Here is a 22,511-nt window from a genome sequence, read left to right on the forward strand (position 1 = left end):
CCTGAGTTTGACTCGTATCATAAAAAATATAACAAAAGAATATTTTATATTGGTCCACAAAACATCCAGATGCACTAGAAATGACTACAAAAGATCGCAGCCAAAACAACAGCAATAAAGCTTTCAGCAATTAAATACACTTCTGCAAAGAACAGTGCTTTTACCTGAGCACGTGAGACAGCGACTTACGCACTGGTGCGCAATACTCAAAAAAACGAAGCACATCAAAAAAAACGGGTTTTGCCATGAAAAGAATCACAATAAAGGCCATGCTAGTCACTTTCGCCTTCACCGCTTCTACTTCACTAGTTATGTCACTATTGTTATTCTTGAATTACGAACACAAAACATCTCAAGAATTTGACCGAATCATTAATCTTGAAAACAAGCACAGCATATTCCTTCACGAATCGTGGGCAAACGGCCTCCAGACAGAGCAAGCCATCAGAAACATAATCTTCAACCCGAAAGATCAAAAAGCAGCTGAAAATTATAAAAATGCTGACTCTTATTTTACAAAAGCAATTACATCTCTCATCGACATAAGCAAAGGCGATCAAACAAATATTTACAAAGAGCTTTCAGCAAAATGGAGCAAAATCGCGCTGACAAAGAGTGAAATTATAAAGCTAGCGACAGAAAACAAGCAAAGCGACGCCATAGCCATCCTTAACAGCACCGAAACGCCTCAGTGGAGAGACATAAAGGCAATCATACTCAAACAAATAGACTTACAAAACGAGGTCTTTAAAAAAGCACTTGAGAACAACAAAAAAACAAATGAGTCGAGCAAAATAATTTTCATATCTATCGTCGCATTTATGCTTATATTTGTAGTCATAGCATCAGTAGTCATAACAAAATCAATCAACTCACCACTAAAAAGCTTAGGATTATTTTCAAACAAAATTGCATCTGGCGATTATGGTGCAGTTATTGATGACAACTTTTGCCCTGAATTTGAATCACTAAAGAAAAAAACGCTAGAAATGACAAACAAACCAAAGGAAAGCCTAGGATTTTCTCAGAGTGTAATGCAAGGATATCGCCAGCCATTTTTAACAATAGACCTAGATGGACGAATTACATCCGTAAACAACGCGGCCCTTTTGATGCTTGAGTCGGACTTACCCGCCGAGGCGTACATTGGGAAAAAAGCCGGTTATTTATTTTACAAAGACGAATCGAGAGAAACAAACATACAAAAACTTATCAAGTCAACAAACTGGAGTTCGACAGAAGATGTTTCGCTAACAACACAGAAAAACAACAAATTGAGTGTCAAAGCTGACAGATGTCAACTTAAAGATCTTGATGGAAATGTAACAGGAGGAATAGCCACCTACACAGATTTAACGGATATCAAGTGTAGTGAAAGTCAGGCCATTCTACAATCCGAAGATATGCGCCGCGCCGCTACAGAAACGGAAAACATCGCTTCGGGTCTTTTCGAAGCAGTCGAAAGTCTTTCTAATCAGATCAATATTGCTGCTGACGGCGCGACTACACAGCGAGAGCGTTCTGAAACAACATCACTTGCAATGGATGAATTGAAAAACATCATTTCTCAAGTCACTGATCAAGCTGACATAGCTGCAAAGAATGCTAATATTGCTCAAGAAAAAGCGCTTGAAGGATCAAACATCGTAAAACAATCAGTTGAAGCTATACATGAAGTTTCATTAACAGCGGCACGACTCAGCGAAAACATGCAATCACTGGAAGCGCATTCAAAATCAATCGGAGAAATAATTGGAGTTATCTCCGACATAGCTGATCAAACAAATCTTTTGGCGTTAAACGCTGCAATTGAAGCCGCCAGAGCTGGTGATTCAGGGCGGGGGTTCGCTGTTGTTGCGGATGAAGTTCGGAAGTTAGCAGAAAAGACCACACACGCTACTCTTGAAGTAGAAAATACTATCCGAGCCATACAAGAATCAACCAAACTCAACATAAGTCAAATGAACAATGCAATTAAAATTATAGATGGCGCAACCGATCTCGCGAACAAATCTGGAAATTCTTTAAGTGAAATCGTGAGCATCGCAGAAACTACTGCAACTGGGTCACAAAATATTGTTGAAGCATCGCGAGAACAATATGTAAACGCTGAAAAAATTGCACAATTAGCGAATGAGGTTCGTATTACTGCAGACGAAACAGACCAAGGATTACACCAAGCGTCTAGTGCCGTAGAACAACTCACTGAAATGGCTAGGGCTTTAAAAAACCTGGTTGACAAGCTCAGTCGGTAAACAAATCATAGCGTTTTGGCGTTAGCATTAAAAGCTATATACAGGCTTAACATTCTGGATAACCTAAGCGGACTGTCCAACGAATACTTTTCAAAGCTTGTTTTCAGCATCCATCCCATGGCCAAAATCAACAGTTGTTGAGAAGTGTGGACATCGGCGTAGTATATCCCAATAGAAAAAACTACGTTTGCGCCATGCGGCTCGCGAGACCGATTATAAAACATGCACAATTATAACCATTGCGAGGTTATATTAAAATGCACGAAGACTATATTACACTGGCGAAACCCTTTATACAAGCTACTCAACACGTAATCTCAACAATGGCTTTCGTTCAAGCAACTCCTGGCAAGCCATACGTCAAAAAAGGATTAACTGCTCCTGGCGATGTATCAGCAATTATAGGGTTCACTGGAGATAGAAATGGAACGATGGCACTATCATTCACTAAAAAATGTGCCATTTTCATTTTAAAAAATATGCTAGGCGACGATATTCAAGACATCGTCCAGGACATCAAAGAAACTGTCGGTGAACTCACTAACATGATATCAGGTCAATCAAGAGCAAACTTATCTCAAATGGGGATTAATTTACAAGCGTCTATCCCTACCATTATCTTAGGAGACAACCACACTATTGAACACATGAAACAATGCACAATAGTCACAACCCCATTTAATACTTCAAGTGGTGATTTTTTTGTTGAATTTTCGCTGGAACAACTCGCTTAATCTACAACACAGCTACACGTACTTACCAAAGCCACACACAGGGACTTTGTAAAAAATGAAAATAGGCGACATCAAGATCTTAGTCGTGGACGATTTTTCGACTATGCGAAAAATTATCAAATCAATGTTAAGGAGAGTTGGAATTAAATCCATTGATGACGCTGAAGATGGAAAAATTGCACTAAGTTATTTAAAATCAAAACCGTATAATCTTATCATTTTAGACTGGAACATGCCAAACATGTCGGGGCTAGACCTTTTAAGATCGATCAAAAGCGATGAAACACTAAAAAATGTACCTGTACTAATGGTCACATCTGAAGCAAAAGAATCTCAAGTCATAATAGCTGTTCAAGCTGGCGCATCAAGCTACATCGTAAAACCATTCACAGAAGCAACACTTATAAAAAAACTTTGCACTATTCTTAAAATAGAAGTTCAAACTTAGAAAAAACGCAATATACATTAGATTCATTGCCAACAGGGCTGGAGGCCAGTTGGTGTCATGGATTATAGTCATGGATTCTAGAAAACAGTAAAAAAAGCACAAGATAATTGAAATATTATGACATCATTATTTTACACAAATAAACTTATCCGTCATTTTCCTCTTGGCAGCCGACTCATCTCCCGTATTCTTCAATAGCGTCATCCAGGCAGCCTTTAATAGCATCTAGATCCTCTTTAAACAATTCGGCCATTTCGCTTTTTGAAGCTATATTTCGAATCAACAAATACAAATCTTTCATTTTCAGCAAATCTCTCACTGTTTCCCAGCTAATCGCTTCATAAGTATGAAACAACAACCTATTTGATTCGTCAAAAGGATGAAGACTTAGCAGGTTGCACTTAAAATTATCCCAAGCACCTTGAAGTTCTGAAAGAGAAGTTTCCTCGTATCCTGGTTGTTCAGTATAAAACGACATATCAAAGCACCTTTGCATACATGCAGGCGATTGTCCTTGAGTTCTTACACGACTATCTTTCTGCAAATCAATTCAAAGCATTTCATTAGCAGCATCCATTCAGGTCCAGCAAAGGTTTAAGACCGGAGCCGGCTTCATGCCATGCAGTTGGAACCAGTGTCCTACATTTTCGAAAGTCCTTTCTCCGTGGACTATCTTTAAAAGCTATTCACGGTTAAGATAATTTTTAAAATCCCTCCCAGTTTTAAAAAAAGGGATTTTCTTCGGCTTTACTTCCACTTTAATTCCTGTTTTTGGATTTCGACCAGTATAACCATCATATTCTTTAACTGCAAAGGAACCGAAACCACGGACTTCAACACGGTCACCATTGACTAGAGCTTGCTTAATAGATTCAAAAAAAGAGTTCACAAATTCGACAGCAAATTCATGGTCGAGATTATACTTCTCCCCGACTGCCTTAATCAGCTCGCCCTTGTTCATTTTCAGCCTCCATTTCGACAGAGTATGAATTATTCCCCTTGGTTGCAAGCTAGTAACTGCGGCCCACTGCTTTTTCGTCGGCAGTGATTTTTTTCCCAAAAATCGAACTCTGAAACGCAAGCTTCCTGTTACTAGCCTACTAGCTGTTAGAGTACCCCCATAACCGGAGGGAAACAAGCGTTCGGTGGAAACTTTTAAACCATTTCATACTTGACAAGGAAGAAAATTATCCCCTATCTGTCGGTGATTCATTTTCATTGAAGAACAAATCCACCCCGTGAGGAAACAATGGAAGAGTATATCCAGAGCGCCCTTGATATCGTGAAGGCCCAGGCTAGCGCCAGGCCCATGACAGAAGATGAAATCATCAGCATGGTCAAGTCAGTCGCCAAAGGTATTGCTGCTGTCAGCACTGGCCAGCTTGCTACCATTGATGCTGATGCTGCCGCACCGGCCATGGACCCGAAAAAGGCCATCAAGGAAGCATCCATCACCTGCCTTGAGTGCGGCAAGTCCTTCAAGGTCATCACCAAGAAGCACTTGGCCTCCCATGGCCTCACCTCCGAGGAATATAAGGCAAAATACGGCTATAAGAAGACTCAGGCCCTTGCGTGCAAGTCCTTGGCTCGGGAACGCCGCACTAAGATGAAGGACATGAAACTCTGGGAACGGCGGACCAAGAGCAAAGCTGAATAGCAATCTTTACCATTCGATGCCGCCCCGCCTGATGCGGCTTCCCCCTCTGCCCCAGTGCGCCTCCCCGTGCTGGGGCTTTTTTTCTTGACGAACCCGTATGTTACCGGACAACCATCCTCGAAAATGGAGGGTTTTGCTTACCGGGACCAAGTTCGGGGACACGCCCGGTCCTGCTGCCAGTTGTCCGCCTGTACCCAACGCCTGGGCTAAAAATCGGCAAATCGCCGACAGGTCTTGTTGACCGCCCTAATGGAGCCAGCGATGTGCACCCCTAATGGAGCCACTTTGGGTGGCGATTACGGGGTTCGGACGCATCGAAAAGTTAGGTGTTTTCCTCCGCACCGGCAACGAGGTTTTTGAGCGCCGCTTCCTCTCGGGAGCTTCGATAGCTCCTTCCTTCAAGGATGACTTTGTACGCCCCGTGTCTGATCCGGTCCAAGGTCGCCGCTCCGAGCAGTTTGTTGTTGAAGGCCTCCCCCCATTCGGAGAAGTCCAGATTGCTGGTGATAACCGTAGCAAAGCGCTCGTAACGCTCGGCGATCAGGTCGTGAAAGTCTTCATCCTCCGAGGACTTAAAGGGTTTCAATCCAAAGTCGTCAATGATGAGTACGTCCGTTTTGGCCAGGGCGGACAGTTTCCTATCGTAGGAATTGGTCGCTTTAGCCGCTTGGAGCATCCCCAGGAGCTTGCTGACAGGCGTAAACAGCACCTCGTACCCTTTTCGGGCGGCTGCATGACCAAGGGCCTGGGCGATATGGCTTTTGCCGGTGCCGCAGGGGCCGACGATGAGCACCGGTGCCTTTTCCTCAAGGAAGCGACAGGTGGCCAAGTCCAGGACGAGCGCCTTGTTGATGGACGGATTGTAGCTAAAGTCGAAGCTTTCCAATGTTTTTTCACTGCGAAAGCCGGCCCGGCGTACGCGCAACGAGAACTTTTTCTGTTCGCGGCGAGCCACCTCGTCCTGGATCAGCATGGCCAGAAACTCCACGTGAGACAGACCATCCTCGATGGCTTGCTTATTGCGTATTTCCATGGAGTCCAAGATTCCGGAAAGGCGCAACTGCTTGAGTGCCGGCTCGAGCGCTGGCATAGGGTTCATGATCTCCTCCTTTGTCATTGAAGAATTCCTCTTAATTCTCGGCAATACTTCGATTTTCCTTTGTATATTTCTTTCACCTCCTCATGGAAAACAGGGCGAGGCAAAACATCAAGGCCTTTCTCCAGGATCCGTTTGACGGTGTTATAGTGGGGGGCGTGATGATCCAACGCTCGACGGCAAGCTGCTTCCAGACGTTTGGCCCCGTACTTCTTTTTAAACGTCAATGTGGCCTGAGCTGCCCGCAGATTGTCCAGCACCTTATGGGCAAACAAAGCGTCAATGAATTCCCGGCAGGCAATGCCAACCTTTTCTGACTGCCTTAGGCACCACTGCGGATCGTGCATATTGTAAGCTTGAGCCTCAGGCGGCAAATGCTCTTGCACGGTTGACTTGCTCCCCGGGCGAGACAGGCGAGGATGGATGGCAACCAACTCGTTGTCATAAAAGATCTGTACGGTCTTTTCCGTGGCGCGCAGCCAAAGGAATTGGTGGACCAATCGATATGGTGCGGAGTAGTAGCAACGCCGAAATTCGACATGACAGTTTCCGTGCAACTTTACCTTGCCCCAAATAGCCAGTTCAGTCGGGACATCGGGCAGAGATCGCAAGACATGCTTCTCTGTTTCGACGAACATCGCTAAGGGCTGTTCCTTGGTGGTGCCATGGTTACGGTTGCCCGCCGTGCTCATGACCCAGTCCAGCAGCTGGTCATTGGCGTCCCGTAAGCTGCGGAAGTCGCGTAACGGCATGAAGTTGTTCTTGATATATTTAACGCCAGCCTCCACCCGGCCTTTTTTCTGGGGATCACGCGGCGGACAAGGCGACACCAGGAATCCGTAACTCTCTGCAAATTCGGCATAAGAACGCTGTACCACGGGGTCATGGTAGCAGGCCTTGGTGATGGCGCACTTGGGATTGTCGATGATGACCCTGGCCGGGACGCCGCCGAAAAACTCAAACGCTCTACGGTGGCACCCAAGCCAGGTCTCGATTTTCTGGTCGCGCACGATCTCCGCATACTGATGCCGGCTCCAAGCCAGCGTCATCACGAAGAAATGGGTCTTGATAACTTCGCCTGTGAAAGCGTCAGTAATCTCCGGTCCGGCACCAAAATCCACCTGCACCGCGTCGCCCGGGGCAAAATCCAGCATCACCGTGGCCGCCGGAGTGACCTCTTTGATCTTGGCAATGAAGCGCCTGACACTTGAATACGCACCCGTGAAACCGTGCTTGCGAATCAGGGCTTGGTGGATCGTGCAGCCGGCAACGCCCTGCTTGACCCAGTCCCGGACGTCGTCTTGGAAGGGGATGATACTGGAAGTGGATGGCTGCTTCGATGCCCGGCCAGGAAAAAACGAAGCAAGGTCCGCGTCAGCGGGCACGGACGCCGCTGGATTGAGCCATCCTTGCGATTCGGCTGTCTCACGGACGTGGGCGAGTTTTCTGCGCCCCATCAGGCCGGTCTTTGCGATCTGCCTGTCGGACTCGCCAAGGCGCATCCGGACAAGGGCTTGACGATACTCGTACATCTCGAACCTCCGATTAGACATCCCGCGCTCCTCCCGTTTGTGAATCGGGAAAAAGTACGCGGCGTCTCGAAGGTCCGAAACCCGGTCGCTTACGGCTGCCCTGGCTCCATTAGATGATCACAGAATGGCTCCATTGCCTGATCACCAAATGGCTCCATTATGGGAGCACGCCGTGGCTCCATTAGCTGAGCACCCAGTGGATCCATAGGGGCGGTCGCCGAGGCGCGGAACTCCATCAAGGGACTTGGCATTGGTCATTTTTCCAACCGCTGGATACGTCTAGATCTCCTGCGAATTATGGTTGTTGCTCCAGGCTCGCACATTCTATGCTCGCGCCGCCGTGGCAACTCCTCCTCCCGTCCAACTCGGAATCCTGTCACGTCCAGCCGACTACTCCTGTGCTCACGCGCCACTATGGGCCAACTGTTGTCTAGAAAGGTAGTCAGAGGACGACACCCTGGCATGCTGGCTCTGTTGTCATGGTAACTGGGCAAAAAAGGACGCCACCCCCTTTCGCTAGTCCACTGCCTCTGTTATGATTTGATATAACGTGGGAAACCCGAGTCGGCAGGGAAAAATATGACGGATTCCGAAAAGACCAGCAGGAGGATTGAATCGCAACTCGTCAACTTCGCTCAAACACCGATTCACGACAAGGGCTTATTCCAAATTGTTTTAAGCTGTTTGCCCATGCCTTATCTACTTGTTGATGTCGACGAGCGAGTCATTCAAACGAATCAAGCTTGCCTTGACATGCTAAAAATTGATGGATCTGTGGAATCGTGCTATGAAAAAAAGTTAAGCGAAGTCTTTTACAACGACCCTATGCACCCAACTGTCGTAGGCAAGAGTATTTCAGAAAATAAAATATTTAGAGACATAGAAGTTCACACTATAGATCGCCATGGGTCTGAACTACAAATCGTTGCAAACGTTTTTCCCCTCTATGACTTGAACAGCACTTGCATAGGCGGCATGTGCATCTATGTCGACACCACTGAACGCAAGAGAACAGAGGAAGCTCTTGAAAGACGATTAGTGGCGCTTACGCGCCCACTTGACGGCTCTGAGGGAGTCCAATTTGAGGACATGTTCAATCTGGTCGATATCCAACGCCTCCAAGATGAATTTGCCAATGCCACGCGTGTAGCGTCTATTATTACCCGACCCGATGGAACGCCCATTACTAATCCGAGCAATTTTTGCCGGTTGTGTAGAGATATTATCCGTAGTACAGAAAGAGGTAGGGCCAATTGCTTTCGTTCAGATGCCATGCTTGGAAAGCTATCGACTTCAGGACCAACCATTCGACCGTGTATGAGCGGAGGATTGTGGGACGCCGGAGCAGGCATTTCTGTTGGCGGACGCCACATTGCTAACTGGCTGATCGGCCAAGTGCGCGATGTAAGCCATACTGAAAAGCAGATGCGCGATTATGCAAAACGGATCGGGGCCGACGAAGACGAAGTGGTTGAGGCTTTCCAGGATGTTCCGAGCATGACCACAGAGCGTTTCAGGCAAATTGCGCAAGTCCTTTTTACCCTGACAAAACAACTCTCTTCAATGGCATACCAAAATGTTCAGCAGGCTCGATTCATTTCTGATCGCAAGCGGGCAGAAGATGCCGTCAAGCTAAGTGAAGAACGCTTTAAAAAATTATTCGACAACGTTGATTCCGTGGCTGTCCAGGGCTATGACCGTAACAGGAAAGTTATTTACTGGAATAACGCCAGTGAAAAAATTTATGGATACAAACAAAACGAAGCCATTGGTGTTCATCTTGAAGACTTAATAATACCTCCGGATATGCGGCTTCATGTCGTCGAAGCCATCCGTCAATATGCAGAGGAAGGCAAGCCCATCCCGGCTGGTGAATTGCACCTGATGCGCAAAGATGGGACATCAGTCCCAGTCTATTCAAGTCATGTCATGCAAACCACGAGCAAAGGTGACATTGAACTATTTTGCCTTGATGTCGATCTAACAGAGCTAGATGTTGTAAGGAAAGAATTGATATCAGCAAAGGACAAGGCTGAAGCATCGAGCATGGCAAAGAGTGAATTTCTTGCAAACATGAGTCATGAGATTCGTACGCCACTAAATGGCATCCTGGGCATGCTTCAACTTCTTGAAACAACAACAATAAGTGACGAGCAAAAAGAATATCTCCTTGGAGCGATCAAGTCTTCCAAGAGGTTGACACGACTTCTGTCTGACATACTTGACTTATCAAAAATTGAATCGAAACGCACCACCATTGATCAAGTTGAATTTGACATAGAAGAGGTTGTCCGATCAGTTTCTGAAGCGTTTTCGATTTCAATCAAAGAAAATGGACTATCTTTCAGGACAGTTCTTGACAACAATATTCCTCGGCGACTAATTGGCGACGAAACACGAATGAGGCAAATACTATTCAATATTGTTGGGAATGCTATAAAGTTCACTCCTACTGGAAAAATTGAAGTGGAACTGTCACTTCTTTCGCATCACACCAACAAGTCATGTCGCGTTCTTGTGTCTGTAGCCGACACGGGGATAGGAATTCCCGCCGACAGATTGAAGGATATCTTGGAGCCATTTACACAGGTGGATGGCTCATATATTCGATCAAAACAAGGTGCAGGTCTAGGTCTAGCAATAGTCAGAAAACTTGTTGCGCTTTTAGGTGGCAATATTTGCATAGATAGCGAGCTAGGTGCGGGGACAACTTTCTATGTTGTATTTAATTTTCAATGCACGACCGAATCGTTTGCCGCAATAGACAAATATGGTCCTGCATCAAGGGAGAGAGTTAATTTAAATTATAATATTCTCGTTGTTGAAGACGAACAAATAAACAGAATCGTTACCTGCAAGATTCTAAACAAGATTGGCTGCAAAACGGCAACGGCCGTCGATGGGCAGGGGGCGCTAGATATGCTTGCTCATTCTGATTATGATTTAATTTTGATGGATATCCAGATGCCAATCATGGACGGTGTTGCTGCGACAAAAGCCATAAGAAGCCTTCCAAGATTTCAATCAAAGTCAAAGATTCCGATAATAGCAATGACCGCGCATGCAATGCTAGGGGACCGGAAATCATTCTTGGCTGCGGGAATGGATGACTATGTAGCCAAACCATTTAAGAACACGGAGCTTATTGAGGCGATCATGAGGGTAAAGGGAAAAGAATTATAATGAGTCTGTTCAGCAAGTTCAAAGTCCGGCTCAGCCCAAAGGGGGTGGGGCTAGGATCGCGTCCGCGTTTGGACATGTACTCCTTGCATCTGATGGCAAGAGACGCTCTCCGCCGGGCCGGGCTAGATGCGCGTGCAGAAGAACTGCACCATCGCGCCCTTGGTGTGTGGTGCCTTTGGGTTAATGATTGAGTTAGTGGAAGATTTTGTGGAACTGAGGTGGCCGCAGATATCACACTCAAGCAAACAAATTTATGCGATGAAAAAAACTACCATAATCTTCCGCCATAGTGGTAATCCTTACGATCTCTACTTAATTACCATGGCAGCATTGCGCAAGGACGGTCTCAAGGATCAGGTGCGAGAACTTCAGAAGCGAAGTCTGGACGCTCAGTCATTCCACGAAATGCTGACCTTGGTGCTGGAATACGTTGACGTGGACCAAGTATAGGAGACGTCGTCAGTGTCGAGGGCAATCCGTCACCGTCGCTGACGCTATTACCTAACCGGGGATACGACTCCAACGCGTTTATCGTCAGTGATTGCCTTTATCTGGCTGCAATTATACGGCTATTGTGAACAGCTCACAGTCTTGTGATATGCAATTATTTATAGATGAATATAAATTATCTAAATACAATAACATTACCATTCAGGATCTATAGTTGTCACTCCAAACAGTGCTACATTATTTTTACCAGTTCCTTTGACGTCATACATGGCTTTGTCCGCACAATTTAAAAGATCATCGGACGACATCCCAACTTGATATTCAGCAACACCAATAGATACTGTAAACCGAATGGAATTTTCCGCTAGCTTTCCATTAAGCCGTGGCCTAAATTCATAATTTTGAACTGCCAAGCGTATTGCGTCAGAGTGTAGCAAGGCTTCGTCAACAGAAACATTACATACAACAACTAGTTCATCTCCACCATATCGCGCAGCAAACCATCCAAACTTTTCGGAATGCGCACTTATAATTTTAGCCAAAGTCCTCAAGACATCATCACCAACCTGATGCCCATGTGCATCATTTACCTGTTTAAAGTTGTCAATATCGAGCATCAAAAGAGCAAGGGAATTATTGTCTGTCTGATTTTGCTGGATAGCACTCTTTAGGTATGATTCTAGATATCTGCGATTATGAAGTGGCGCAAGGAGCGGATCAACATTAACAGTTTGCTCAAGAAGCCGAGCTTTTCTTTCCCACTCATTAGCCTTTTCCCTGTAATGCATTAACATGTTTTTCAGCAAACCTTTCAGCCTAGGCCTTAGAGCGTCCAAGTCTTCAGAATCCGAAAGTATTTCCAAGGTATCACGACCAAACGTATTTATCAATTTTCCACGTTCTTTTTCTGACATCAATGATTCATCAAGGAACTCATTGACAACTGATGCCAAAGAAGACGTGATCTTCTTTTGCGACTCAAGCTTTTCTTCAGCCGAGACCGTCACCTGATTGTTTGCTATAAAACCTTCAAGGTCATTAACAATCTGCTCAAAATGTTGAGGCGATGGATCTTTTTTCGACAACCTCTCAAACACATTTCGTTGCATTGCGGATTTCTGTTCATCAGTAAAAATTGAAAAGTTTGCAACCAAGTTCCTGACAAACAGGACAACAGCAAGCCATGACGGTTTACTTCCACATCCAATCCTATGCATTTCGGAGCATAATTTTTTAATCGCGCACGAGTCACTTGGACAGTTATTCGACATATCCTTCCTCTACAAAGTAGCGATTCGAAAATATATTCATTAACCCAAACACACTGTCTGCACAAGTACAGTAGCCCGGCAATACTTAACTCGTCGAGACCGCCAGAGGGAGGCCTACATCAGCCAATATGCCGCCAATGGACAGCTAACGAGACAGTGGCTAGCCTGCCATCAAGTTGCCAAAGAAATGTGCTACCATTTCGCTAAATATAAAATATACGTCAAAACAGCTAACAACCCAGAGCTTTGAGTTTATCATTACACGCTCCTCCTCGCAATTTCTCAATTAGTCGAGCCAAGACTTGAGATTGTTCTGACAGAGCAGCCACTGAACGAGAAGAGTGCTGCATGGTTTCACTCATCTCTGTTGAAATCGTTTCGATATGCGAAATTGATCGACTAATTTCGTCGCTAGAGGCAGACTGCTGTTCAGCTGCTATAGCGATTGAGCGCACTTGATCTGAAGTGGCGTTAACCATGGCGACAATCTCATCAAGGGCCTTACCAGAGCGGTCGGCAAGGGCCGTGGCCTGGGCAATTTTCTCTACCGCGACGTTGACATGCCCCACATTGTTTTTAGCAACCTCTTGGACGCCGTAGATGGCCTGAGCCACTTCCTTGGTGGTGATCATCGTTTTCTCGGCAAGCTTGCGCACCTCATCAGCGACTACAGCAAAGCCACGACCAGCATCGCCAGCTCTAGCGGCCTCAATCGCTGCATTGAGTGCCAATAAGTTGGTCTGGTCTGCAATGTCGGAAATAACTTCTAAAACGCGACCAATCTCTTCAGCTTTCTTGCCGAGCACAGTCATATCTGCCTTTAGTTCTCCGGCTTGGCGTTCTACCTCAGTGATGCTATTTACTACATGAGCGACAACTTCACCGCCTTCCTTCGCTTTTATGCGCGCTTGATCTGAAGTCGTGGCCGCATTGGATGCATTTTTGGCTACCTCCAGCACAGCGGTATTCATCTCTGTCATCGACGTTGCTGTTTCAGACACGTGACGGGCTTGTGATTGTGCTCCGTGGCTGGCATGGTCGATTTGTTCGTTAAGTTCTTCAGACGCACCGTTAACCACGTCCGCGACGTGAGCGGTCTCCTCAGCTATGCGAAGAAGTGTTTGCTGTTGTTCTAGCATGAGTTGTTTTGCACTTTCGTCTGCCGTCATGTCGATCATAATGCCGATAACTCCAGCGACATTACCATTGGCGTCAAAAAGTGGAGAAATAGAGTAGTTTAACGGCACATCCTGACGGCCTGGACGGGTGATAACTAGCCTGCCTGTCAATGGCCTACGCTCGGCCACTACAGTAGAAGTTATGGTTTCTCGTTCTTCACCATAAAAAGCGGTAGCCACATTAATAGTTCCAATTCGAGATTGATCGAGCATTAATATGTCAGAAAGAACTTTATTGCAGTAATTAATTATGTTTTTTGTGTCGCAAGTAAAAAAAGGAACAGATATCCCATCTAGAACACTTTTTTGATACTGAATTTGATCTTTAATAACCCCCACAGTGGCCGACAAGTTTGCAGCCAACCGTGCCAGTTCGTCATTTCCACTCACTTGAAAAACAGCACTAAAATCACCTGATCCAACCGCATCACTCGCCCTCGCAAGAACACCTACCTTCTTAATTACAGATTGCTTCATAAATAAAATCAAACAGCCAAGTAGGCCCGTCATTGAAGCAAGCGAAATAATAGCAGTATAAACTTTAAAATCGTTCACGGAATCAAAGCTAGTTGTAACATCTTGAGTCATAATTGTAGCACCCAAAATAGGTGCGCTCTTCCCATGGCAGTGATAACAAGACGGCTCATTCATAATGCTTTTAGCCTCAAAAAATATCGGCTTCTCTCCAACATGAAGAACCGCTGTTTCAACCCCTTTTTTTTCAAGAACTTTAGAGATTATTGCATCCGCACCTCCAGAAGCATAAACTTCGCGGATATTTTTACGAATTTGTGAGTCAATTGTGCTGTAAGTAATTATTCCACGAAAGTCGCTCACTGACATGTTAACTCTCTTGAATTCATGGGCTATATCCTTGAACTTTTGCTTGGTCATCTCATCGTTACCTTCAGCCATAGGCGTCATCATAGCTAACCGCGCCATCCGTTCCAAGCGCGAACAGGCTAAAGTCATTTCAGCAATAACCCCATTTTCTTGAAGCCTTGCAGAAACAAAAAACAGACTTATAAAAAATATGGTTGCGAGAAAACTCATCAAGACGACTATCTTGGCATTAAGGGATCTTTTTAAAAAATTCATACGCCCTCCTAGAAAGCGTCAATTAATGAGCGCCAGCGTATTTGAGAGGTTTAAATCCAAAGGATCTAACCCGCTCTTCATTGTGGCAAACTTTGCAACTCTCTAAAGTTGGATTGCGGACAATTAATTTAGCATCTCCTCCCGAGTTGACGTGGGAAGAGCCGGGGCCATGGCAGACTTCGCAGCCTGAATTAGCTAGCTCTGGAGTCTTTTCAATCGAAACAAACCCCCCAGGCCTCCCGTATCCTGTAGTATGGCAGCCGTAGCACTCGACAAGCTCTAGAGGGGTAAGTTTATCTGCCAATATTTTAATACTTTTGTATGAACTTGCTTTTTTTGCATAACTATTGTAAGATTTAAATTGATCGGAATGACATTCGCCACAAGCCTTAGAACCAACAAAAATAGCCTCCTCTGCGAGGACTATCCCTGGAAAAAATAGGGATAACGCAGCCAATGCACTTAGAATAACATTCTGCATTGATCTCTCCTCCGTTATCGAACCATGATTATGACTTAGGATTGTCCATCAAAGATCATCAAACATACACAACAATATGAAAACGATATCATTTAAAGAAGCTAATTATTGAAAACAAAAACGCCATGATCCAATGACTAGCTAACCAGTCGAGGAGTCATGGCGGCTCGGCTGCCTCAACCGTGAGGCCCGTGGCTTTCCGTACGCACCCGCCTCACGACGGGGTTGGCTTTACAGACTTGTTTCAACGCTTGCATATCACCTTTGACAAACTTTTTCCACCAAATACACACAGAACTGGCACTGAAAACCTCTCAAGCCACTGGGTGCTCACAAGGCGAAGCCACTCCGTGATCATCGTGGAGCCACCCAGGGGCACTCATCCGGACCAATGCGCTAGGCATGTCCAAAATCGAAACGGAGACAGCAATGCCGCTCTATGCCATACCCGGACAGAATCCGCTTGAAATTCGGCACCTGGTGCTTGATTACAACGGCACCCTGGCTGCGGACGGGACGCTTGTGACCAGAGTGCCGAACGATTGAGTGAAATTGCCGTCCCACCGCACAATCTGTTAATCCACGTGGTCACCGCCGACACCATGGGCACGGTCAAGCGCCAGCTCCATGATTTACCCTGCGAGCTTTCCATCCTTGGCCCGGACAGGCAGGATAAGGCCAAGCTTGACTTCATTCAGGGCCTCGGGGTTGAGTAAGCGGTTGCCATCGGTAACGGTCAAAATGGCCACCTGATGATGGCCGCAGCCGCCTTGGGCATTGCGGTCATTGGGGAGGAAGGGGCGGCAACTCAGACGATCTTGACGTCCCGTGTGGTGTGCCGTGACATTATCTCCGCCTTGGATCTGCTGCTCAAACCCAAACGACTCGCCGCCACCTTGCGATGTTGATGGCCGACTGGGACATGCCGCCACATCTTGAGAGCAGTTACCCCCAGCCCGAGGACGTCGAAAATGGTAAATGACGCATGGAGCGAGAACAGAACAGGGACCAGATTCACTGCCGAATCGGAGCCGTCCATGGGTGGCAACCATTTTCGCTGCCCTCTTCGCCCCCGGGGAACGCTGCTGAGTGATCCACAACCTGGAGCCAAGCTACACCCACCCAGATAATTTTTGTTCAGTTCTTCAGAACAATAGGACAATTTCGATGCAAACCATGCCTGCCATGACCGCTTTACTTGCTGCTCACGCTTTTCATGATGATACAATACCGACTTTTGAACGGGTTACAGCTACTCAGATCCCATCATCTTGGACCAAACTTCTTTGCGGAACATCAAGCATGACCATAGCATTATCAAAATGTTACGGCGAAGAAGTTGCTCTCACCCTACTCGGTGACGATATACTAGTCCCTGAAAAAATTTTAGACCGCGCTGTCGTTTTATCTGGTAGGCAGACTAAAAAACCATTTGCACTCGCTGGCCTCCGCATTCATTTAGAACGCTTCGCGCCACATGTTCGAGTTCGTTTTGTAGAAGCAGTCATCCCTTTCGGAAAAATACTACAAGAGGAAGGAATATCATTCACCTCGGAGCCTGCATGTTTCTTTCAGACATCATCCAACGCTCTACTCTCTCGAGAACTAAAAATTTCTGAAGGAATAACGCTGTTCGGTCGAATGAACGACATCAAAAGCAACGAACGCATTCAAATTGCCGAAGTTGTTGAAATCTTAGTAGAGCCTCAATGCTTTGAGTAGATGCGGCCCCCATAGTGAAAACGTGGACCAAGTTCGAAGCCGAGCCGGGTCCCGGCCAAGCACAACTGGCCCTTGACGTCCGATCCTTCCCAACGACGGTCGATGAACAGGTGGTGGTTAGTTGGTTCGTCCAAAAGACCTTAGATAGCCCGTAATGCACACAGGAGATCGTCAACTTCTCTACGTAAAACTGCAATCGCTTCTGCAGCACCTTGAATAGAACCACTCCGACCAACAGCATCAAGTTTAATTGCAGCCTGAAACGCTTGGCCAGTATCGAAATTTCCGATTTCACTCTTGAATCCGTGTGCATTTTCGTGAATAGCTTGCGGAGAATTCGCAACTAACGCATCCTGAAAATTTAAAAATCGCGTTTCTGCAATTTTAGCAAAACTTTCTACTAAGTCCGTAAAAAATTCACGGTCATTGTCGAAGCGAGCCAACACACTTTCTGAATTGATAGACAAATTAAAACATGAAAATTCATTACTCGTTTCTTCTTGTTTGTTGCGGATGGGCGAAGCCCATTTCGCAAGTTTCTCTGCAAGCATACCGGGATCAAGCGGCTTAGAGAGGTAATCATTCATACCCGCATCAAGACATCGCTCTCGATCCGACTGCATGGCATGGGCTGTTAGCGCAATTATTGGTACGGGGTTCTCGCAATGAGCATCAAGTTCGCGAATGCGACGGGTAGCCTCAATGCCATCCATGACGGGCATCTGAACGTCCATGAGAATAGCATCAAATTTACGTCTCTCCCAAAGTGTCACTGCGTCTTGACCATTTTCGACTATGGTAAACGAGTGCCCCATTTTGTGGAGCACATGGCTGATGACCCTCTGGTTTACGGGCGAATCTTCTGCCACCATGATATCAAGGCCCTCGCCAAGCGGCACTGTTTCTATACTAGACTCCACTTGAAATTGTGTCATCTTAACGGCATGACCGAGAGAGATTAGCACGCAATCTAGGACGTGAGATGGATCGAACGGCTTAAGCAGGAAATCCTTCACAATCGAGGGGGCGATTCCCCCTTCGAGTTCGATTTGGCTGGACGATATAAGGATAAAAGCGGGAGGATGACTGCCGCAAAGTTTCTCGACTCGTTGAGCCAAGGCCAATCCGTCTATCCCCGGCATTTGCAGATCACTTAGCAAAAGACGGATAGGGTTTCCTTGGGCTTCGTGTTCTTTGAGTATGGTTAAGGCCTCAAATCCATCCTTAGCCTCTTCAACTAAAGCTTTCCATCCTGCGAGCAGCTCGCGAAGAATCGCACGATTTGTTGCGTGGTCGTCTACTACCAGCACGTTTAAACCGTCGAGTACACTGCTGTCAGGAACCCAGTAGGCTCTTGGAGCTTGCTCAGCCACGGCCAAACCAATCTCGAAAAAAAACTCACTGCCCTTGCCCAGAATGCTCTCCACGGACAGCTGTCCGCCCATAAGTTCAATCAAATGTGACGAGATCGCTAGGCCAAGGCCAGTCCCGCCAAATCGACGAGTAAGTGAACTATCAACTTGTTCGAATGGTTTGAAAATAATTTCCTGTTGCTGAGGAGACATGCCGATACCTGTGTCTTTGACGCTAAAACGTATATATGCCACTCCATCGCTTTCCGATAAAAAATCAACACAAACCGCAACTTCACCACGTTCTGTAAACTTGATGGCGTTGCCAACCAAGTTGTTAATAACCTGCTGTAGGCGCGCAGGGTCTCCTCGTAAGAACACTGGCATGTGAGGCGAAACAACCAGAATCAACTCAACGCCCTTCTGCTGGCAGGCAATTGTCAAGGGCCTTAATGTCATGTTTAGAACTCGGCGCAAATCGAACTCAATAATTTCTAAAGAGAACTTACCAGCATCAATCTTAGAAAAGTCAAGAATATCGTTAATGACGGCCATGAGAGTGTTTGCCGAGTAATGGACCGTCCTAACAAACTCAAGCTGCTTGTCACTCAGTCGTGTGCCCAGCAAAAGATTACACATTCCTATAATTCCATTCATTGGAGTGCGAATCTCGTGGCTGGTATTGGCTAGGAAGGCACTTTTCGCGCGACTGCCAGATTCAGCGGCTTCCTTAGCCTTCTGCAAGACGTCATTCATTCGCGACTGTTCATCAAGCCTGCCAGCCAGTTTCATGCGATCCGAGTTGGCCCGCATCAATTGCCATAGCCCAGCAAGCAGGGCCAACGAAAAGCCTCCCGCCACAAAGGTCATCATCCACGGCGAGACGCTTCCCAGCACATCAGAGGTTCTGGCCACGCTCACAAGGCCCAACGGAAAATCACCCACGGTGGCCCACATTGCTAGGCAAGACTTCGCTTTCAACTTCTTCGCAATATCGTTGTTGAGCGTGACTTGTTTAAAGCTGGGCTGGGCTAGAATTGCTAGAACGGCTGCTAGTTGCCCGGGGGCAAAATCTCCTCCTAGGGATGCAACTGAAGCCCGCTTCCACACCACCCCTAAAGTGATGCGGCCAGGTCGCGCAAAAGGTTTGAACAAATGTGATAAAAGATTTTTCAAAGGGATGCGGGCCAAAATATGACCGTGTGGCTGATCTTTAACCACTACATTTTGTAATAAAATTACACTTCCCGGGTAAGCCGACGTATCCACTATCAGTTTGGTATCTGCATCACTGGAGACAAATTTCTTCCAGTAATCTTGGTTAGGTTGTGTTGCCCCCTCGGCAAGATGCTGGGCACTCGCTATCTGTTCGCCTTCGTTGTCGACAAGTGCCACGGCATCATAAATCTGTTCTCCTCCAAGGGAGCGATCGTTAATAATCTTTTCGAAGAGTTCTGAAATTGCTAGACGGCTGGCAAGCAACCCGTACTCTACCGACATCCCCAGTGCCTTGTTCTCGAAATATGTGAGCACTTGCCTACTGTCGGCTATGTCAAGAATATCATTGTTACGTTCATAAAAAAAATAATCAAGCGTAGACGACATGTTGAGTGTAGCGTTTTCAAAATCATCAAGAGCAGATTTCTCTCTTTTTGAGAGAGATGAATAATTAAATGCTATTAACGCTCCGAATACGAGTACAAGTAGAAGTGCTCCACCCCAAACAAGACTACTACTTTGCCCCCCTCCAGAGGGAACTTCTCTGGAGGAGGGTGGAGCAGTGCTGCCGTGGAATTGAGAGTTTTTCTGATCTGACATGGTCATTCCAAATGTTGCTACTTTTTGAAGAACTCCGGGAAGTAAGTAAAGACGAGAGGATAATACTTGTACACAAGAGCTTCATATTTTCCTGAAGCTTTGAACTGCGCATAGAACTTATTAAATTCATCGCGGAGAAGTGGTTGATCCTTGCGGAAACCTACGGCCATTTCCTGCTTTCCCGTCAATGGGCCAATAATCTTGATTTTCCCGGGGTACTTTTGAAGGGCAATTATGGCGTCAGGGACGTCGAGAAGTGTGGCTGGGGCGTCTCCCACGATCACAGCCGGAGCGAGGTCGTTGAGGGAACCAGCAAAATCCTTAGCCGTAACGCCTGTGGGAGTTAAGTTAAAAAGCGATGGATCTAGGCATGTCCCACTCTTGCAAAGAATGGTCAAGTCCTTCAGTTTGGCCCTTGTGAGTTCGATATCCTTGTTAATGTCACCAGTTGGAGTGATCGGTGTAAGGGGAGAGTCGGCACGCACCACCAACCATACCTGGGTGGGAAACGTTGGACTTGAGTAGTTGAGAATCTTCTCCCGCCACGAAAGAACTGTAAGACCATTAGCCAACAGATCACCCTTGACGGGCGCGTCTGCGATGAAGTTGACATCACCGTCCTGCAACTTAAATTTTTTGCCGATAAGACTTGGCAGGGCTGTGGGCCAGTCCTCCTGGACAAACTCGTATTTAACCCCAAGATGCTCACAGAAGGCTTTGATAATCTCGACGTCAAAACCGTCGCCTTGACCAGTGATGAAGTTTGCGTACGGGATTCCCAGGTGGCGCAGAACTCCGCTGGTTTTTATCTCTGGGAGGTCATTCGCCCAGGAGTAGGTCGAAGGAGCAACCAAACCGATCGCAACGGCTAGGATTAACGCACAAAAGAAAGTTGCCCTCATGAGTTTTTCCTTCTAGGGTTTGGGTTGGGTGCTTCACTATTGGTTTTCTGCTTGAATACGAAAGATATCAGGCAGAAGTGAAAAAAATAAATCCAAGATATTTGGGTCGAAATGTCGCTCCCGGCCTTCCAGCATAATGTCTAAGACTTGTTCGCGAGACAAGGCTGGGCGATAGATACGGTCGTTGGCCAGGGCATCGAAAACGTCCACTATGCTTACAATCCGCGCGCTTACAGGAATGGCCGTTCCAATCAATCCGCCAGGATAGCCACTACCATCCCACTTCTCGTGATGTCGCAAGGAGATATCATGGGCCATACTGATAACCTCAAACTGCGAGCCAGCAAGGATACTTGCTCCTATAACAGTATGTTCCTTAATGATCTCGTATTCTTCAGACGTGAGTCGGCCGGGTTTTTTGAGAATATCGTCTGGGATTCCTGCCTTGCCGATGTCATGCATTGATGCTGCGACTCGAAGATCATCAAGGCTGGTGGAGTCCCATCCTAAATGATTTCCTAACAGGGCACTCGTCAACCCAATGCGACGTACATGAGAGCCAGTTTCCTGGTCGCGAAATTCCAGGGCAGAAAGTAGACGTTCAATAAGTTCGTCTTTGGTCTTCCTTAGGAGTTGCGTTTGGCGCTGAACAACACCTTCTAGGGACCTGCTATATTCCTGATGCTCTCGTTCGAATCGGACAATTCGTTCACCAACATTTATTCTTACTTGAAGTTCTTCAAAAGAAAAAGGCTTGACAATGTAGTCGTCCACGCCTCCGTCAGTAAAGCCGTCTACTAGATCCTCAGTCTCTGATTTGCTTGTCAACAATATTATGTATGTATAATTATTGTTTTTGGCTTGACGCACCCTCTTTGCTAGCTCAATGCCATCAAGATTTGGCATCATCCAGTCAGTAATCAGCAATTCTGGAGGGTCTTCGTATGAGAAAAATTTATCAATTGCAGAAAGTCCATCGCAACACGTTTCAACTGTATGCCCATTCTTTTGTAAATACCTGCACAACCTTGCTCGCATTATGGGGTCATCATCGGCGGTTAGTATGCGCATGAGTTTTCCTGTGTATTGCTTTTAAACAACTTAACTTATTTCTTGTAACAACATTGACAAAAAACAACGTGTCTAAAATTATTTAGGGATCAACGCTGATAGTTCGTCTCTCCTAGGGTATTTCTTAGCCAGAGCAGTTCCGTCTGAAAAGTACAAATTCAAATAGGATTGACCTTCATGCTTTCAACTCGCACTGTTTTCCGAGAATCATCGAAATCTTGCTAAATGATTGCCTGTTTTTTATTCATGTTTTGCTAAATCGA

At 46.2% G+C, this 22,511-nt stretch carries 18 protein-coding genes and 1 riboswitch; of the genes, 8 read left to right on the forward strand and 10 right to left on the reverse strand.

The window, feature by feature from the left end; genetic code table 11:
• The first annotated feature begins 245 nt into the window (after window positions 1-245).
• The 3 genes from DMR_RS23405 (at window position 246) to DMR_RS22470 (ending at window position 3,437) form a co-directional block, all read left to right on the forward strand.
• Window positions 246-2,255, forward strand: a complete 2,010-nt coding sequence (locus DMR_RS23405; RefSeq protein WP_081429613.1) for a methyl-accepting chemotaxis protein — start codon at window positions 246-248, stop codon at window positions 2,253-2,255.
• A 257-nt stretch (window positions 2,256-2,512) separates the two neighbouring features.
• On the forward strand, window positions 2,513-2,989 hold the full coding sequence (locus DMR_RS22465; protein WP_015861559.1) for a chemotaxis protein CheX: 477 nt from the start codon (window positions 2,513-2,515) through the stop codon (window positions 2,987-2,989).
• A 55-nt stretch (window positions 2,990-3,044) separates the two neighbouring features.
• A complete protein-coding gene (locus DMR_RS22470; protein ID WP_015861560.1) occupies window positions 3,045-3,437 on the forward strand; it encodes a response regulator in 393 nt (130 codons plus the stop codon).
• 175 nt (window positions 3,438-3,612) lie between these two features.
• On the opposite strand, the gene DMR_RS22475 is transcribed toward DMR_RS22470, so the two are convergent.
• Both DMR_RS22475 and DMR_RS22480 read right to left on the reverse strand, forming a co-directional pair.
• A complete protein-coding gene (locus tag DMR_RS22475; RefSeq protein ID WP_015861561.1) occupies window positions 3,613-3,915 on the reverse strand; it encodes a hypothetical protein in 303 nt (100 codons plus the stop codon).
• Window positions 3,916-4,119: 204 nt separating this feature from the next.
• Entirely contained in the window at window positions 4,120-4,398 is a 279-nt protein-coding gene (locus DMR_RS22480) for an HU family DNA-binding protein (protein ID WP_015861562.1), read from the reverse strand.
• A gap of 288 nt (window positions 4,399-4,686) precedes the next feature.
• On the opposite strand from DMR_RS22480, the gene DMR_RS13960 reads away from it, so the two are divergent.
• Complete coding sequence (locus DMR_RS13960; RefSeq protein WP_015861563.1) at window positions 4,687-5,094, forward strand: MucR family transcriptional regulator; 408 nt, start codon at window positions 4,687-4,689, stop codon at window positions 5,092-5,094.
• A gap of 322 nt (window positions 5,095-5,416) precedes the next feature.
• Here DMR_RS13960 and istB read toward each other — a convergent pair whose 3' ends face one another.
• Both istB and istA read right to left on the reverse strand, forming a co-directional pair.
• A complete protein-coding gene (istB, locus tag DMR_RS13965; RefSeq protein ID WP_043601764.1) occupies window positions 5,417-6,193 on the reverse strand; it encodes an IS21-like element helper ATPase IstB in 777 nt (258 codons plus the stop codon).
• Between the two features lie 14 nt (window positions 6,194-6,207).
• The gene (gene istA / locus DMR_RS13970; protein WP_232502796.1) at window positions 6,208-7,722 is read right to left on the reverse strand and encodes an IS21 family transposase; all 1,515 of its coding nucleotides are present in this window, start codon (window positions 7,720-7,722) and stop codon (window positions 6,208-6,210) included.
• A gap of 579 nt (window positions 7,723-8,301) precedes the next feature.
• On the opposite strand from istA, the gene DMR_RS13975 reads away from it, so the two are divergent.
• Together DMR_RS13975 and DMR_RS13980 are read left to right on the forward strand one after the other, a co-directional pair.
• Window positions 8,302-10,905, forward strand: coding sequence for a PocR ligand-binding domain-containing protein (locus DMR_RS13975; protein WP_015861567.1), 2,604 nt, complete (start codon window positions 8,302-8,304; stop codon window positions 10,903-10,905).
• Window positions 10,906-11,031: 126 nt separating this feature from the next.
• Window positions 11,032-11,355, forward strand: a complete 324-nt coding sequence (locus tag DMR_RS13980) for a hypothetical protein (protein WP_015861568.1) — start codon at window positions 11,032-11,034, stop codon at window positions 11,353-11,355.
• Between the two features lie 194 nt (window positions 11,356-11,549).
• On the opposite strand, the gene DMR_RS23410 is transcribed toward DMR_RS13980, so the two are convergent.
• The 3 genes from DMR_RS23410 to DMR_RS23420 form a co-directional block, all read right to left on the reverse strand.
• Window positions 11,550-12,626, reverse strand: a complete 1,077-nt coding sequence (locus DMR_RS23410; RefSeq protein WP_015861569.1) for a GGDEF domain-containing protein — start codon at window positions 12,624-12,626, stop codon at window positions 11,550-11,552.
• 230 nt (window positions 12,627-12,856) lie between these two features.
• Complete coding sequence (locus tag DMR_RS23415; protein ID WP_015861570.1) at window positions 12,857-14,902, reverse strand: methyl-accepting chemotaxis protein; 2,046 nt, start codon at window positions 14,900-14,902, stop codon at window positions 12,857-12,859.
• Between the two features lie 22 nt (window positions 14,903-14,924).
• A complete protein-coding gene (locus DMR_RS23420) occupies window positions 14,925-15,383 on the reverse strand; it encodes a cytochrome c family protein (RefSeq protein ID WP_015861571.1) in 459 nt (152 codons plus the stop codon).
• Between the two features lie 158 nt (window positions 15,384-15,541).
• Window positions 15,542-15,623, reverse strand: a riboswitch (cyclic di-GMP riboswitch).
• 162 nt (window positions 15,624-15,785) lie between these two features.
• On the opposite strand from DMR_RS23420, the gene DMR_RS25365 reads away from it, so the two are divergent.
• Both DMR_RS25365 and DMR_RS24505 read left to right on the forward strand, forming a co-directional pair.
• On the forward strand, window positions 15,786-15,929 hold the full coding sequence (locus DMR_RS25365) for a hypothetical protein (RefSeq protein ID WP_232502797.1): 144 nt from the start codon (window positions 15,786-15,788) through the stop codon (window positions 15,927-15,929).
• A 621-nt stretch (window positions 15,930-16,550) separates the two neighbouring features.
• A complete protein-coding gene (locus tag DMR_RS24505; protein WP_148208439.1) occupies window positions 16,551-17,105 on the forward strand; it encodes a hypothetical protein in 555 nt (184 codons plus the stop codon).
• Window positions 17,106-17,245: 140 nt separating this feature from the next.
• On the opposite strand, the gene DMR_RS13995 is transcribed toward DMR_RS24505, so the two are convergent.
• The 3 genes from DMR_RS13995 to DMR_RS23425 are packed head-to-tail and all read right to left on the reverse strand — an operon-like array spanning window position 17,246 to window position 22,248.
• Complete coding sequence (locus DMR_RS13995) at window positions 17,246-20,275, reverse strand: response regulator (protein WP_232502798.1); 3,030 nt, start codon at window positions 20,273-20,275, stop codon at window positions 17,246-17,248.
• Between the two features lie 17 nt (window positions 20,276-20,292).
• Window positions 20,293-21,177 carry a transporter substrate-binding domain-containing protein gene (locus DMR_RS14000; RefSeq protein WP_015861576.1) on the reverse strand — a complete coding sequence of 295 codons (885 nt, stop codon included), beginning with the start codon at window positions 21,175-21,177 and terminating at the stop codon, window positions 20,293-20,295.
• A gap of 36 nt (window positions 21,178-21,213) precedes the next feature.
• The gene (locus DMR_RS23425) at window positions 21,214-22,248 is read right to left on the reverse strand and encodes an HD domain-containing phosphohydrolase (RefSeq protein ID WP_015861577.1); all 1,035 of its coding nucleotides are present in this window, start codon (window positions 22,246-22,248) and stop codon (window positions 21,214-21,216) included.
• Window positions 22,249-22,511: the final 263 nt, after the last annotated feature.

The organism is Solidesulfovibrio magneticus RS-1 (assembly GCF_000010665.1).
Classification (GTDB): domain Bacteria; phylum Desulfobacterota; class Desulfovibrionia; order Desulfovibrionales; family Desulfovibrionaceae; genus Solidesulfovibrio; species Solidesulfovibrio magneticus.

What these genes read in the sequence shown, in the direction of transcription:
- DMR_RS13960 (WP_015861563.1), top strand. Translation starts at nt 4,687, where the DNA reads ATGGAAGAGTATATCCAGAGCGCCCTTGATATCGTGAAGGCCCAGGCT.
- DMR_RS23405 (WP_081429613.1), top strand. Translation starts at nt 246, where the DNA reads ATGAAAAGAATCACAATAAAGGCCATGCTAGTCACTTTCGCCTTCACC.
- DMR_RS22465 (WP_015861559.1), top strand. Translation starts at nt 2,513, where the DNA reads ATGCACGAAGACTATATTACACTGGCGAAACCCTTTATACAAGCTACT.
- istA (WP_232502796.1), bottom strand. Translation starts at nt 7,722, where the DNA reads ATGTACGAGTATCGTCAAGCCCTTGTCCGGATGCGCCTTGGCGAGTCC.
- DMR_RS23410 (WP_015861569.1), bottom strand. Translation starts at nt 12,626, where the DNA reads ATGTCGAATAACTGTCCAAGTGACTCGTGCGCGATTAAAAAATTATGC.
- DMR_RS13975 (WP_015861567.1), top strand. Translation starts at nt 8,302, where the DNA reads ATGACGGATTCCGAAAAGACCAGCAGGAGGATTGAATCGCAACTCGTC.
- DMR_RS24505 (WP_148208439.1), top strand. Translation starts at nt 16,551, where the DNA reads ATGCAAACCATGCCTGCCATGACCGCTTTACTTGCTGCTCACGCTTTT.
- DMR_RS22475 (WP_015861561.1), bottom strand. Translation starts at nt 3,915, where the DNA reads ATGTCGTTTTATACTGAACAACCAGGATACGAGGAAACTTCTCTTTCA.
- DMR_RS23415 (WP_015861570.1), bottom strand. Translation starts at nt 14,902, where the DNA reads ATGAATTTTTTAAAAAGATCCCTTAATGCCAAGATAGTCGTCTTGATG.
- DMR_RS22470 (WP_015861560.1), top strand. Translation starts at nt 3,045, where the DNA reads ATGAAAATAGGCGACATCAAGATCTTAGTCGTGGACGATTTTTCGACT.
- DMR_RS25365 (WP_232502797.1), top strand. Translation starts at nt 15,786, where the DNA reads ATGTCCAAAATCGAAACGGAGACAGCAATGCCGCTCTATGCCATACCC.
- DMR_RS23420 (WP_015861571.1), bottom strand. Translation starts at nt 15,383, where the DNA reads ATGCAGAATGTTATTCTAAGTGCATTGGCTGCGTTATCCCTATTTTTT.
- DMR_RS23425 (WP_015861577.1), bottom strand. Translation starts at nt 22,248, where the DNA reads ATGCGCATACTAACCGCCGATGATGACCCCATAATGCGAGCAAGGTTG.
- istB (WP_043601764.1), bottom strand. Translation starts at nt 6,193, where the DNA reads ATGAACCCTATGCCAGCGCTCGAGCCGGCACTCAAGCAGTTGCGCCTT.
- DMR_RS13980 (WP_015861568.1), top strand. Translation starts at nt 11,032, where the DNA reads ATGCGCGTGCAGAAGAACTGCACCATCGCGCCCTTGGTGTGTGGTGCC.
- DMR_RS14000 (WP_015861576.1), bottom strand. Translation starts at nt 21,177, where the DNA reads ATGAGGGCAACTTTCTTTTGTGCGTTAATCCTAGCCGTTGCGATCGGT.
- DMR_RS22480 (WP_015861562.1), bottom strand. Translation starts at nt 4,398, where the DNA reads ATGAACAAGGGCGAGCTGATTAAGGCAGTCGGGGAGAAGTATAATCTC.
- DMR_RS13995 (WP_232502798.1), bottom strand. Translation starts at nt 20,275, where the DNA reads ATGTCAGATCAGAAAAACTCTCAATTCCACGGCAGCACTGCTCCACCC.